Genomic DNA, 13,695 nt, shown 5'->3' with positions numbered 1-13,695 from the left:
GCTCCCCGATAACGGCGTTCTGTGCCGTGTTTATGCAAACCGAAAGCAAAGCACATCCACATGGTTGTGCATGTTTTTGCTGGCGATCTGGAAAAAGGCGCGCATCATATCAGCTCGTCTGGGTGCGGTGAATTTATGACCGATCAGGCAGTTTATGCATTGCACCAATAAGGAGAATGGGATGACTGCGCGAGCCCTGATTAGCGTCGCCGATGGTGTCGAAGACCTTGAGTGCGTGACCCTGATCGATGTGTTGCGGCGTGCCGAGGTTGAGGTGGTCGTGGCGAGCATTGAGAGCCGGCGGATGATCACCTGCGCCCGTGGCACGCGCCTGACCGCCGACACCATGTTGACGGATGTGCTGGCGCAGCCCTTTGACCTGATCGTGTTGCCCGGTGGCATGCCGGGTGCGCAGCATTTGGCCGAGCATGAGCCGCTGGCCGAACGGGTGCGTGAGCAGGCCAAGGCCGGCAAGTTGTTTGCCGGTATCTGCGCCGCGCCTGCCTTGGCGTTGCAGCAGTACGGTGTGCTCAAACAACGGCGCATGACCTGCTACCCAGCCTTCAGTGATCACTTGAGCGGCTGTGTGTTTGTCGATCAGCCGGTGGTGGTCGATGGCAACTGCATCACCAGTCAAGGCCCTGGTACTGCGCTGGAGTTCGCCTTAACGCTGGTCGAGCAGCTGTGCGGCAAGGCGCGGCGCAAGCAAGTGGCCGAGGCCATGCTGGTGCGCTAAACGCCGCGCGCAACGGGCTGCAACCCTTGTGGCAGGCTGTCACGCGACAATCAACCACAGCGGAACTTGCACGTGCTGGGGATACTCTTCAAGTAAGCCTTGACCTAGATCAAGGCTGTCGGATTCGTCATGTGGCCGAGCTGTTGTCGGCGAAAGGCGCTCTGTCCGACGGTTGCCCGCGGCGTATCCGCTGGGCAGCAGGCTGTTTTACCTGACTGAGGAAGCACCATGTTCGGATTAGAGGTACTCGACCTCGCCCGTATCCAGTTTGCTTTTACCATCTCTTTCCACATCATTTTTCCGGCCATCACCATCGGCCTGGCCAGTTACTTGGCGGTGCTTGAAGGGCTCTGGCTGAAAACCGGGCAGGAGGTGTACCGCGACCTGTATCACTTCTGGGCGAAGATATTTGCGGTCAACTTCGGCATGGGCGTGGTCTCTGGTTTGGTTATGGCCTACCAGTTCGGCACCAATTGGAGTGCCTTTTCCGACTTTGCCGGGGCGGTCACCGGGCCGTTGCTGACTTATGAAGTGCTCACGGCATTCTTCCTTGAGGCGGGCTTCCTCGGGGTCATGTTGTTTGGCTGGAACCGCGTCGGCCCTGGGCTGCACTTCTTTTCCACGGTGATGGTGGCGGTCGGTACGCTGATTTCGACCTTCTGGATTCTCGCCTCCAACAGCTGGATGCACACCCCGCAGGGTTTCGAAATTATCGACGGTCGGGTAATCCCGGTGGACTGGTTCGCCGTGGTGTTCAACCCCTCGTTCCCTTACCGGCTGGCGCATACGGCGACGGCGGCGTTTCTCTCCACGGCGTTCTTCGTCGGCGCCTCGGCGGCCTGGCACTTGCTGCGCGGCCGCGACAACCCGGCAATTCGCAAGATGCTCTCGATGGCCATGTGGATGGCGTTGATTGTGGCGCCTATTCAGGCGGTGATCGGTGACTTTCACGGCCTCAATACGCTTAAGTATCAGCCGGCGAAAATCGCCGCAATCGAAGGCCACTGGGAAAACCAGGGTGACGAGCCAACGCCGCTGATTCTGTTCGGCTGGCCAGATATGGAGCGCGAGGAAACCCGCTTCAAGATTGAGATCCCCGCGCTGGGCAGCCTGATCCTGACCCACAGCCTGGATAAGCAGGTGCCGGCGCTCAAGGAATTTGCCAAAGAAGATCGGCCTAATTCGACCGTGGTGTTCTGGACCTTCCGGGTCATGGTTGGTATTGGCATGCTGATGATTCTCACCGGCCTCTGGGCTCTGTGGCTGCGCGCGCGCGGCAAGCTGTTCCAGGCGAGGCCGTTCCTGCACTTGGCGGTGTGGATGGGGCCGTCGGGCATCATCGCCCTGCTTGCCGGTTGGTACACCACCGAAATTGGCCGGCAGCCGTGGGTGGTCCAGGGGTTGATGCGCACCGCGGATGCCTCCTCCGGGCACAGTTTTGCGCAGATGAGCCTGACCTTGGCGTTGTTTGTGGTGGTGTACTTCGCCCTGTTTGGCGCTGGCCTCGGCTACATGATGCGGCTGGTGCGTAAAGGCCCGGTTACCGATGAAGGCAAGGAAGTTGCCGAGGGTGGCCCAGGCCAGAAACGTACGCCGTCACGCCCACTGTCTGCGGCCGAAGAAGGCTTCGACGAAGGCGAAACCGACTCACTGGCGGAGAGGAATTGAACATGGGTATTGATCTCTCGCTGATCTGGGCCGTGATCATTGCCTTCGGGGTGATGATGTATGTGGTCATGGACGGTTTCGATTTAGGCATCGGCATTCTCTTTCCCTTTGTCAAAAGTGAAGGCGAACGCGATGTGATGATGAACACGGTGGCGCCGGTCTGGGACGGTAACGAAACCTGGCTGGTGCTCGGCGGTGCGGCGTTGTTCGGCGCGTTTCCGCTGGCCTATGCCGTGGTGCTCAACGCGCTCTACCTGCCGCTGATTTTTATGCTGCTGGGGCTGATCTTCCGTGGCGTGGCGTTTGAGTTCCGTTTCAAGGCTAAGGCGGCCAAGCGGCATCTCTGGGACAAGGCATTTATCGGTGGCTCGCTGGCCGCGACCTTCTTTCAGGGGGTGGCGCTGGGGGCGTATATCGACGGCTTCGAGGTGGTTGATCGGGCCTATGCCGGTGGCGCGCTGGACTGGCTTACGCCGTTCTCGCTGTTCTGCGGCCTGGCGCTGATTGCGGCCTACGCCTTGCTCGGCTGTACCTGGCTGATCATGAAGACTGAGGGGCGCTTGCAGGAGCAGATGCACAACATGGCGCGGCCGTTGGTATTCGTCCTGCTGGGCGTCACCGGCATTGTCAGCCTGTGGACGCCGCTGGCCCACGCCGACATCGCCGAGCGCTGGTTCAGCTTGCCGAATATCTTCTGGTTTATGCCGGTGCCGCTGCTGGTGTTGCTGTGCACCTGGGCGCTGCTGCGTGCGGTGGCGCGCAACGCCAACTACGCGCCGTTTCTGCTGACCTTGACGCTGATTTTCCTCGGTTACAGCGGCCTGGGCATTAGCCTGTGGCCGAATATCATCCCGCCGTCGATCAGTATCTGGGAGGCCGCCGCGCCGCCGCAGAGCCAGGGTTTCATTCTGGTCGGGGCGCTGTTCATCATCCCGTTTATCCTGATGTACACCGCCTGGAGCTACTACGTGTTCCGCGGCAAGGTGACGGAAGAAGATGGCTATCACTGAGACCATATGCTCGGTCTGCTGCGCGTCGGCCCTGCGGCGTTAAAAACAGTCTCGGAAAGCCGCTTGCGGCTAACGCGCTTCAGCGCGGCCCGCAGGGCGAGTGAAACGAGTAATGCTCATGTGCAAAAGCTCTCGCCTGCTTTGACCAGCCGGAGGCTGTTACTAACGTAGCGCCTTGCAGGACTCTAGCTCGCGAGACCTCAGGTCAGTAATGAGGGCGCAAAATGAACCACATAGATGAGAAAAAGCCGCTGTGGCAGCGCCTCGGCTGGCTGGTAGCGATCTGGGCTGGCAGCGTGCTGGCTTTAGGCGCGGTGTCTTATTTGCTGCGTTTGTTTATGCAGGCGGCGGGGATGGGGACGCCGTAACGCCGTTGGCCGGCGCTAATGTGCTTAGCGCCGGCTCACACACGCGCGGCTTAGCCTCTGCCGCGCATAACGCTCGGGCGGGCTAGGTAAATAGATCGTTCTGCGTGAGGGTCGCCCCACCGAGCAGTTGGATCATGAACTCCGCGGTATTGCCGGCGTCGCTGCTGCCGTATAGCACGCCGTCGGCAAAGCGCAGTTGGCCGGTGGCATCGATGTCGCTAAAGGCGGCGCTACCGATGAAGCTGAAGGCGTCGTGGGCTGCGGTCAGCGGGTTGCTATCTAGGGCGGAGAAGTCGATTCGGTCGCCTTCGTCGCCATTGAAGCCGTAGATCAGATCGGCCAGTTCGTTCAGGCCGAGGTCATTCAGGGAGGAGAAGACATAGCGATCGGCCCCGGCGCCGCCGTTTAATTGGTCGGCCCGGCGCCCCCCTCCAGCACGTCGTCACCATCACCGCCGTTGAGTACATCGTTGCCGGCGCCGCCGCGCAGGCTATTGTTGCCGCTATTGCCGGTCAGGTTGTCGTCGTAGTCGCTGCCGATAAGGTTTTCCAGATTGCGCAGGGAGTCGAAACCGGAGCCGCCGGTGTCCTGTGCTTTTGTGGTGCTCAAACGCACGGTCACCCCGCCTGTGGCATAGGCGTAGGACAGCGTGTCGTTGCCCAGCCCGCCGTTCAGCAGGTTATCGCCGTTGCTGGCGAACAGGGTGTTGTCCTGCGCATTACCCGTGCCATTGGCGTTGCCCGCGGCCATCAGGTAGAGGTCTTCGACGTTACTGGACAGGGTGTAGCTGGTGGCGGTGCTGAAGACGCGATCAAAGCCGGCGTTGGCCCCTTCGACCACGATGTCGGCGCTGTTGTCGACCCAGTAGGTGTCCGATCCTTGGCCGCCGATCAGCACGTCCGCTCCGCCCGCGCCATCCAGCACATTGTCCGCCGCATTACCGCTGATGATGTTATCGAGGCTGTTGCCTGTGCCATTGAGCGCCTGGTCGCCGATCAGCAGCAGGTGCTCCAGGTTGTCGCCGAGGACCCAGCTCAGTGATGACACTACGGTGTCGTAATCTTCGGCCCCGCTGCCTGTTTCGAGCACGCTGTCGCCGAGACTGTCGACGAGATACACATCGCTCCCTTCACCGCCCTCCATGTGGTCATCGCCCAGCCCGCCGTCGAGGGTGTCGGCATTGCTGCTGCCTATCAGTACATCATCCTGGTCGCTGCCCAGGATATGGTTGGCGGGGTAGAAGGAGAGCGTACTGGGGTCATTGTTATCGGCGGCAGTGCTCTGGAAACCGAGGTCGTTGGCGATAAAGTCGGCCAGGCGCTGGCCGATGATTTCACCGGCATCGCCCGGCATGTGCCACACATCGTAGTAGTAGGTTAATGGATCGATGTCATAGCGCAGCGGCAGGTCGCTGTAGTCCACGGCAATCTTGACGTCGCTGCGGCTGTCGGCCAATTCCAGCTGGGCTTGGCGGACGGCCTCGATGCCGGCCACTATTCCGGCAATTTTCGCTTCGCTGTAGCCGCGCAAATCGGCCGCCTCCTGCTGATAGTTGCCGGTCATCATCAGGTAGAACACTGCGTCCGGTGCGTCCAGCTGGGCTTTCAGGTAGTCGAATACTTTGAGCGTGTTGCTCTTGTACAACTCGATTTCAGCCTGTGGGTCACTGGCATTGGCATAGCCGTCGGCATTGTCTTCGCCCTGGCCCCAGACCATGGCCAGCGTCACGCTGCCCTTGGCTTGTAGCTCTGCCAGCTGGTTGCGCAGGTTGGCCACGGCCTGCAACAAGGCTTCGCCCGGCTGGTCGGTGTCGGTGTACCACCAGGACTTGGCTTTTTCCGCGGCGGTAGCGGTCGAGCGGCCCGTGACGGTACTGCCGCCGACAGCGATGTCTATCGGGTTACCGTTCTGGTCGAAGAACAGGCTCGCCACCTTGTCAAAGTCGGTATAGCTCTTGAGTTGGCTGACCATTTCCGTGACGCCGGACTCCTGGTCACCGGAGAACATGCGCAGGATGCGGGCGTTGGATTGACCGAGCATGGGCACAAAGAGAGTGTTCTACGGCGTGGGCGCGGCAAAGATAAAGTCTGCTGCACTCAGGCTATCGACGTGGTTGCCGGTGATGGCGATTTCAAAGCTATTACCGTCGGCGTCTGGCTCGCGGGACTTCAGCGAGGTCTTGGTCGCGGTGTCATTGAGGGTCACTTGCAGGGTGTTGTCGTAACCATTGCCCAGCCCAGTGAAGCCCAGGGCTGAAACGTCGATCTTGTCCTCGCCGAGGGTGAAATCGGTGATGGTGTCGGCGGCGCTAATGTTGGCGGGGCCGTAGTTGCGGAAACTGTCGAGGCGCTCGCTGAAGCGAAAAATATCATTGCCTTCACCACCGGTCAGGGTGTCTTTACCTGCACCGCCGTCGAGTACATCGTTGCCCCCTGCGCCATAGATCTTGTCGGCGCCGGCATAGCCGAGCAGCACCTCATCGGCGTCGGTGCCGGTCAGTGTGTCGTTGTCTGCAGTGCCCACTGGCGGAGGCGGTGGTGGCGGTGGCGGGGTATCAGGCGGTGGTGGCGCAGGGGTCTCGAAAAATAGGTTGCTGGCGTTGAAACTGTTCAGATGATTGCCCTGAATCGCCAGCTCAAAACGGTTGCCGTCGGCGTCGCCGACCAGAGATTTCAAGTAGGTACGGTCGCTGGCGCTGCTGTAGCTGAGTAACAGGGTGCCGTCGTACCCATTGCCCAGGGCGGTAAAGCCAATCCCGCTGAGGTCGATGCGATCGAGTGTGGCATCGAAGTCGGTGATGCTGTCGTGGTGCAGGCTGGCGTTGCGGTAACTGTCCGTTACTGCGCTGAACCGGAAGGTGTCTATGCCCGCCCCGCCGGTTAGGGTGTCGCGTCCGCCGCCGCCGATCAGGATGTCGTTCCCGGCATCACCGAGTAGGGTGTCATCGCCGCCCAGGCCCTGCAGGGTTTCATTCGCCGCGGTCCCTTGCAGGCGGTCATTGCCTGCGCTGCCCCACAGGCTCAAGTCACCTGCTGGCGCATCGCCGACGCTAAGCAGGAAGCTGTCTGTTGCTGTGCTGCCACGTCCGTCGCTGGCACTCACCGTGATCTCATAATTGCCGGCCGCGCCCGGCTCGGGCATGCCATTAAAGGTAAGGGTCGTGGCATTGAATGCCAGCCAGGTGGGTAGCGCTGCGCCATCGCTCAGGCTGGCGTTATAAGCCAGGTTGTCGCCATCGGCGTCGGTGAAGCTGGACGCGGCAATCACATAGCTGAATGCGCTATTTTCACTGGCGCTTTGATCCAGCAAGGGCTCGTTGACGAGTGTGGGGGTGTTGGGCGTGGCGTTGGCGGTGAAGAGGATATTGGTTGGATTCAGTGCCGTCAGCTGATTGCCCTGCACGGCCAGCTCGAAACGATTGCCGCCGGCATCGGACTCGAAGGATTTCAGGTAGGTGCGGTCACTGCTGCTGCTGTAACTGAGCAGCAGGGTGCCGTTGTAACCATTACCCAAGGCGTTGAAACCAAGGGCGCTGAGGTCGAGGCGATCGAGCGAGCCGTCGAAGTCGGTGATCAGGTCGGTGGCCAGGGTGCTGCTGGTGCGGTAGCTGTCCAGTAGGGTGCTGAAGCGGAACGTATCGGCGCCGTCGCCGCCGGTCAGGGTGTCGCGCCCCAGTCCGCCCTCCAGTACATCGTTGCCGGCACCGCCAGTCAGCCGGTCATCGCCAGCCAGACCGCGCAACAGTTCATCAACCTCTGTGCCGATGAGCGTGTCGTTGCCGTCGCTGCCTTCTAGCACCAGCAATGGGTCGTTAGTGCCATTCGCCACGGAAAACATGCGATCTCCTTCGCCGGCTGCTGTGAGCGGCGCCTTAAGCTAAACAACGGACGCGCGTGGCTTCGAGAGCCCGCTGCTTTCGCTGTGACAGCGCTTTCGAGGGCGCGTGCTGCGCCGTTTAACGCGCTCGGCGTCAAGGGTAGGGCGTCAATGATGTGGGGCGTTCAGCAAAAAACTGGCGTCACTCACTGGGCGGCTGGCAGCCTTGCAAACAGGCACTCAAGGCATTGCACCTCGGGTTTTTGGACGCATAAAAAATGCCCGCATCTCTCAATGCGGGCATTTTATTACCGACGGGCGGTAACGTTTTTTACTTAGGCAGGCGGCAGGTGCTGTCGTCGCCGGAGCTGCTCACTTAGTTGCCGTAAACCGGGAACTTAGCGCAGACCGCTTTAACTTGCTCGCGGATGCGCGCTTCAACGGCTTCGTCGCCCAAGTTGGCGAGGATTTCGCAGATCCAGCCGGCCAGTGCGCGGCACTCGTCTTCCTTGAAGCCGCGAGTGGTCACCGCTGGGGTGCCAATACGCAGACCGGAGGTGACGAACGGCGAACGTGGGTCGTTCGGTACGCTGTTCTTGTTCACAGTGATAAAGGCGCGGCCCAGGGCGGCGTCGGCATCTTTACCGGTGATGTCTTGCTTGATCAGGCTGAGCAGGAACAGGTGGTTCTCAGTGCCGCCGGAGATGACGTCGAAGCCCTTCTCAATAAACACGCTGGCCATGGCCTGGGCGTTTTTGATCACTTGCTGCTGGTAAGTTTTGAACTCAGGCTGCAGGGCTTCTTTGAAGCACACCGCTTTACCGGCGATCACGTGCTCCAGTGGGCCACCTTGGCCGCCTGGGAATACGGCGGAGTTGAATTTCTTCTCCAGCGCTTCGTTGGCACGGGCCAGGATCAGGCCGCCGCGCGGGCCGCGAAGGGTTTTGTGGGTGGTGGTGGTGACCACGTCAGCAAACGGTACTGGGTTCGGGTACACGCCAGCAGCAACCAAACCGGCCACGTGAGCCATGTCGACGAACAGGTAGGCACCGACTTTGTCCGCGATGGCGCGGAAGCGTGGGAAGTCGAGAACCTGCGAGTAAGCGCTGAAACCGGCGATGATCATCTTCGGCTGGTGCTCAACGGCCAGGCGCTCGACTTCGTCGTAGTCGATCAGGCCAGTAACGGTATCGATACCGTACTGCACGGCGTTGTACACCTTGCCGGAGAAGCTGACGCTGGCGCCGTGGGTCAGGTGACCACCGTGGGCCAGGCTCATGCCCAGCACTGTATCGCCGGCGTTCAGCAGGGCCAGGTAGACCGCGCTGTTGGCCTGGCTGCCGGAGTGCGGCTGGACGTTGGCGTAGTCAGCACCGAACAGTTCTTTGGCGCGGTCGATGGCCAGTTGCTCGACGATGTCGACGTATTCGCAACCGCCGTAGTAACGCTTGCCCGGATAGCCTTCGGCGTACTTGTTGGTCAGTACCGAGCCTTGGGCTTCCATCACCGCTGGGCTGGTGTAGTTTTCCGAGGCGATCAGCTCGATGTGATGTTCCTGGCGCTGGGCTTCTTGCTCCATCGCGGCAAACAATTCGGCGTCATAACGGGCGATAGTCAAATCACGGCTGAACATGGCATTCCCCTGAGAAAATCAGCTGGGCGGTAGAAAGAGGGGGCGAATTCTACCCCATCCGTCATAAACAGGCATATGAAGCGTGGTCATCTGGCGGACAAGCGGGGCTCATGCAGCCAGGTCGTCAGCCCAGCATAAACAGCGCCGTACCGGTAAACAACGCGGTGAACTGGTGCGCTGGCATCGGCCGGCCGAGCAGGAAGCCTTGTACTTCGTCGCAATCATGGCCGCGCAGGAAGTCTAGCTGGGCCAGGGTTTCCACCCCTTCGGCGATCACTGTGAGGTTCAGACTGTGGGCCATGGCGATGATGGCGCGGGCAATCTGGCCGTCTTGTTCGCCGTGGGGCAGGCCGTCGACAAAGCTGCGATCGATTTTCAGCACGTCGATGGGGAATTGCTTGAGGTAGTTCAGCGAGCTGTAGCCAGTGCCGAAATCATCGATGGCGATAAGTACGCCCAATTTCTTCAGGCTGCTAAGGGTTTGCATGGCGTTGGCCACGTCTTCCATGAGGATGCTTTCGGTCAGCTCCAACTCCAGGCAGGTGGCCGGAATGGCGCTCTGCTCAAGGATCTGCGCAATGCGTTGGTGCAGGTCGCCTTCGGCAAATTGACGCGCGGACAGGTTGACCGAGATCTTCGGTACGCGAATGTTTGCCTGCCGCCATTCGGCCAGTTGGCGGCAGGACTCGCGCAGTACCCAGTCGCCGACCTGTACCACCAATCCCAGTTCTTCGAGCACCGGAATAAAATCATCGGGTGGAACCAGACCGCGCTGCGGATGCTGCCAGCGCAGCAGCGCTTCGGCGCCGGTCAGGCGCTTGCCGTCGCCGGAGAATTGCGGTTGGTAATACAGCTTGAATTGACCCTGTTCGAGGGCATGGCGCAGGTCGCTTTCCAGTTCCAGGCGTTGCAAGGCGCTGGCGTTCATGTCGGCCTGGTAGAACTGGAAGTTGTTTTTGCCGCGCTCCTTGGCGTGGTACATCGCCGTGTCGGCATTCTTCATCAGTTGGCTCAGCTCGTTGCCATCCAGCGGGCTCAAGGCGATGCCGATACTGGCGGTGACGAAGAATTCGCGGCCTTCGAGGATAAACGGCTGCGCGAGGCTGGCGAGAATCTGCTCGCCGACATGAATCGCTCGGGTCAGCGCGACCTCGCGCCGCACCTCGGACTGCAGCAATAAGGTGAACTCATCGCCACCCATGCGCGCCACGGTGTCGTCGCTGTCGACACAGGCGCACAAGCGCATGGCGACTTCCTTGAGCATGCGGTCGCCCGCGGCGTGGCCGAGGGAGTCGTTGATCGGCTTGAAGCGGTCGAGATCGAGGAACATCAGCACCACCCACTCCTGGTGCCGTTCACCATGCTGCAGGGCACTGTGCAGGCGATCCTGGAACAGTGTGCGGTTGGGCAACTGAGTCAGGGCGTCGTAGTAAGCCAGGCGGTGGATGCGCTGCTCGCTGGCTTTGCGCTCGCTGATGTCGCTGAAGAAGCACACGTAGCTGACCAGGTCGCCTTCATCGTCTTTAACCGCGGTAATGCCAACCCAGGCTGGGAATTTTTCGCCGTTTTTGCGCTTGAGCCATACCTCACCTTCCCAGCTGCCCTGTTGGTTGAGCTGCTTGATCACAAAACCCAGGTGGCTGGCTTGTTGGGTGTCGGCGGTGAGTCTGCTCGGCAGCTGGTCGAGGATTTGCTCGGAGCTGTAGCCGCTGACCCGGCTGAAGGCATGGTTGACCTGAACGATATAGCCCGCCGGGTCGGTGACCAGAATCGCCGCAGTGGAGTGTTCGAATACCGTGGCGGCCATGCGCAGGTCTTTCTCCGCGCGGCGCTGAAGGCTGATGTCGCGGCCGACGCCAAGCAACCCTTCGAAGCGACCACTGTCATCCCACATGGGCACCAGGCGCAGCTCCACGGGAATTTTTCGGCCGTCGGCGCGCAGGGCATCAAAAACGAACAGCTGCGGGACAAAATGGCTGCGCAGTTCGGCCATTCGCTGTGGGTCACCGAGGGCGTTGCGCACACGCTCAAGCAGTGCGTAGAAGCCGCTGAGCTGGCGCGGATTGGTAGCCAGGCTATGGAAGCCGTTGGCCAGGGCCCATTCGCTGTCATAACCGAGCACGGGTTTTACCGAAGGGCTGACGTAGTTGAGCTGTAGGCGGTTGTCGGTGGAGAAAATCACGTCGCTGATACTTTCCGCGAGCAAGCGGTAGCGCTGTTCGCTGGATCTTAGGGATTCGCTGCGGGTGATTTGTTCGGTGATGTCCTTAGCCACGCCGATCAGTCGGCTGACCCGGCCTTTGTCATCGCGCGCCAGGGCTTGTTCGCGAATATCAAACCAGTGCCAGTTGCCATCGCGGTGGCGCCAGCGCAGCTCGAATTGCATCAGCATGCCCTTGCCCAGGACCTGCTGGATATTGCGCATGCGTTGGTAAAGCTCGACATCGTCGGGGTGCAAGAGCTTTTCCCACAGGCGTTCGCCGAGCTGATGCATCTCCGCCTTGCTGTAACCAAGTTGCGGGCCCAAGTGGTTGTTGCTGTACATCACCCGTTTGGCGGTGATGTCGTGCACATAAATGGTATCGGGCACCGCGCTGACCACATCGGACCAGAAACGCTCACGTTCGAGCAGTGAGGTTTCGATGCGCTTGCGGTTGGTGATGTCGCTGATGCTCAGGGTCACGGCCTGCAGGTCGTCGCTGCTGGCCGGTAGGCGCAGCAATAGCCACAGATGGCGTTCATGACCTTGCGCAGTGACGATCTGGCGCTCCATTTCCAGCTGCCCGCCGCCGCTGAGCAGGGTCTTGAGCAGCTGCAGGCGGAAGCCGTCCGGGCGCAGTTGCCCGCTGCTGAACAAGTGTTCCCAAGCCTGCGTGCTGGAATTGACGCCCAGCAGCTGCAGCGCCACCTGGTTGGTCTCGGTCAGGCGCATGCGCTGCGTGAGCTCGGCATGATGCAGTGGGTCGCTTTCTAACCAGCGCTCTAACACTGTGATGTCCAGCAACTGCTGGGTGTGCAGGAAGTGATGCAGTTCGCTGAGGTCAAGCACGCACAAAGCCGTGCCGGTGCCGTCAAAGATGTCCTGGTAGCGCCGCCGGGTTTCCCGCAGCACGTGGGAGGCGTGTTGCTCTTCGGTGACATCGCGCAGGACCCAGACAAACCCGGTGCGCCGATTGTCTTCGCTGAGGTCGCTGCGGCTGATGTCATACAGATGGGGCGTGCCGTTTTGCTGGATTTCCACCAGGTCAGGGCCAAGGTCGTTGTGCAGCCCGGTGTCATGCAACAGCAGGGGGTCAAGGCGTGGCAGCAGTTTGAGCAGGTGCCACTCGCGCGCCTGGCTGTTGCTCAGGCCGAACATGGCTTCGGCTTGTGGGTTGAGGTATTGCAGCTGGCCATGAGTGTCGGTGACCAACACTCGCTCCTCGATGGCACCCAGCACGCTGGCGGCTTGTTGCAGCGAGCGTCGCGAAGCGGTGTTGAGTGCGTGCAGTGTGCGTTGCTCATGCAGCAAGCGATACAGCGCCAGCAGGGTCAAGGTGGCGCAGAGGATGAACAGCAGCAGCTTGCTGGTCTGTTGCGGCAGTTGCTGGGCGCGCACTTTGCGTTCATTGAACAGCGCGCGCAGCTGCCAATCACTGCCCTTGAGCGACGTTTCGAGAATGCTCTGGCTCAGGTTTTCCGCCGTTACGGGTGGTGCAATCCAGGATTTATCAGATATCTGCTTGTCGCTGCTGACAATCACGCGCTGCGCAGTGCGGTCTTCAAGTAGCCACCGGTGAGAGTCTTGATGATGTTCATGCAGCCAGCTGCTGAGTGCCTGGTTGGTTAGGCGCAGCACCCAGAAGCCGCTCGCGGGGCTGTCGGGCTTATGCCGAATGAGCAGGTAGATGCGCCCATTGTCGTTAGCGCTGAAGGTATAGAAAAACCCTTCGTCGCGGCCACGTTGCAGCAGTTCATTGATGTAGAGCGCATCTTCGCTGGGGGCATGACTGTCGGCGATGATCTGACCTTGGTTATTCAGCCAGACCAGGCTGCGTAACGACGGGAAGACCCCATGCAGGGTGTGCAGCAAGTCTTCCCACTCATCAGGGTTGCTTGGGGGCAGAGCATGCTGATGCAGCAGGGCCTGGCTCGCACGGGCCTTGAGGTCCATGTTCAGGCCGATGTGGTTGGCCAGTTGGCCGCTGTAGGCCAGCGTCAGCTGGCGCTGGTTGTCCAGCAGCTGGCGGGACTCCTGGCGCAGCTGCCAGATCAACAGCACCAGCATGCTCAATACCAACACCACCAATGCGCCACGCATCGTGCCGCGCATCACCTTGACCGGTGCCGCGCCGGGGGAGTGCGCTGTGGTAGGGGCGTAACTGTCGGCAACGCGTTGCATCCTGAAGGCTGGGTGGCGATGGGCGAGTCCCTGGCTGGGCGTAGTTTGGCCGGCCAATACGGGGCGGCTAGCATGCCATAACT

General features: G+C 60.7%; 8 protein-coding genes. 4 read left to right on the top strand and 4 right to left on the bottom strand.

All coding sequences use genetic code 11. From position 1 onward, the window contains the following. Positions 1-181 precede the first annotated feature (181 nt). From ACEPAJ_RS18720 to ACEPAJ_RS18705, 4 genes are all read left to right on the top strand, one after another. The gene (locus ACEPAJ_RS18720; RefSeq protein ID WP_425916923.1) at positions 182-736 is read left to right on the top strand and encodes a DJ-1 family glyoxalase III; all 555 of its coding nucleotides are present in this window, start codon (positions 182-184) and stop codon (positions 734-736) included. 228 nt (positions 737-964) lie between these two features. Then, positions 965-2,404 carry a cytochrome ubiquinol oxidase subunit I gene (locus ACEPAJ_RS18715; protein WP_425916921.1) on the top strand — a complete coding sequence of 480 codons (1,440 nt, stop codon included), beginning with the start codon at positions 965-967 and terminating at the stop codon, positions 2,402-2,404. 2 nt (positions 2,405-2,406) lie between these two features. Further along, the gene (gene cydB, locus ACEPAJ_RS18710) at positions 2,407-3,414 is read left to right on the top strand and encodes a cytochrome d ubiquinol oxidase subunit II (protein ID WP_425916919.1); all 1,008 of its coding nucleotides are present in this window, start codon (positions 2,407-2,409) and stop codon (positions 3,412-3,414) included. 224 nt (positions 3,415-3,638) lie between these two features. After that, positions 3,639-3,782 (top strand): DUF2474 domain-containing protein, encoded by a 144-nt coding sequence (locus tag ACEPAJ_RS18705; protein WP_425916917.1) that lies wholly within the window; start codon positions 3,639-3,641, stop codon positions 3,780-3,782. A 405-nt stretch (positions 3,783-4,187) separates the two neighbouring features. Here the strand turns inward: ACEPAJ_RS18705 and ACEPAJ_RS18700 are convergent, their stop codons facing one another. The 4 genes from ACEPAJ_RS18700 to ACEPAJ_RS18685 form a co-directional block, all read right to left on the bottom strand. Further along, complete coding sequence (locus ACEPAJ_RS18700) at positions 4,188-5,822, bottom strand: calcium-binding protein (protein WP_425918103.1); 1,635 nt, start codon at positions 5,820-5,822, stop codon at positions 4,188-4,190. 18 nt (positions 5,823-5,840) lie between these two features. Then, on the bottom strand, positions 5,841-7,610 hold the full coding sequence (locus ACEPAJ_RS18695) for a M10 family metallopeptidase C-terminal domain-containing protein (protein ID WP_425918101.1): 1,770 nt from the start codon (positions 7,608-7,610) through the stop codon (positions 5,841-5,843). A gap of 364 nt (positions 7,611-7,974) precedes the next feature. Beyond that, complete coding sequence (gene glyA, locus ACEPAJ_RS18690; RefSeq protein ID WP_425916915.1) at positions 7,975-9,231, bottom strand: serine hydroxymethyltransferase; 1,257 nt, start codon at positions 9,229-9,231, stop codon at positions 7,975-7,977. Positions 9,232-9,355: 124 nt separating this feature from the next. Then, a complete protein-coding gene (locus ACEPAJ_RS18685; protein WP_425918099.1) occupies positions 9,356-13,531 on the bottom strand; it encodes a sensor domain-containing protein in 4,176 nt (1,391 codons plus the stop codon). Between the last annotated feature and the right edge of the window lie 164 nt (positions 13,532-13,695).

It is taken from the genome of Pseudomonas sp. GWSMS-1, assembly GCF_049847425.1.
Classification (GTDB): Bacteria; Pseudomonadota; Gammaproteobacteria; order Pseudomonadales; family Pseudomonadaceae; genus Aquipseudomonas.
This window is presented reverse-complemented; position numbering and strand designations above follow the sequence as displayed.

What these genes read in the sequence shown, in the direction of transcription:
- ACEPAJ_RS18720 (WP_425916923.1), top strand. Translation starts at nt 182, where the DNA reads ATGACTGCGCGAGCCCTGATTAGCGTCGCCGATGGTGTCGAAGACCTT.
- ACEPAJ_RS18685 (WP_425918099.1), bottom strand. Translation starts at nt 13,531, where the DNA reads ATGCGTGGCGCATTGGTGGTGTTGGTATTGAGCATGCTGGTGCTGTTG.
- cydB (WP_425916919.1), top strand. Translation starts at nt 2,407, where the DNA reads ATGGGTATTGATCTCTCGCTGATCTGGGCCGTGATCATTGCCTTCGGG.
- glyA (WP_425916915.1), bottom strand. Translation starts at nt 9,231, where the DNA reads ATGTTCAGCCGTGATTTGACTATCGCCCGTTATGACGCCGAATTGTTT.
- ACEPAJ_RS18715 (WP_425916921.1), top strand. Translation starts at nt 965, where the DNA reads ATGTTCGGATTAGAGGTACTCGACCTCGCCCGTATCCAGTTTGCTTTT.
- ACEPAJ_RS18705 (WP_425916917.1), top strand. Translation starts at nt 3,639, where the DNA reads ATGAACCACATAGATGAGAAAAAGCCGCTGTGGCAGCGCCTCGGCTGG.
- ACEPAJ_RS18700 (WP_425918103.1), bottom strand. Translation starts at nt 5,822, where the DNA reads ATGCTCGGTCAATCCAACGCCCGCATCCTGCGCATGTTCTCCGGTGAC.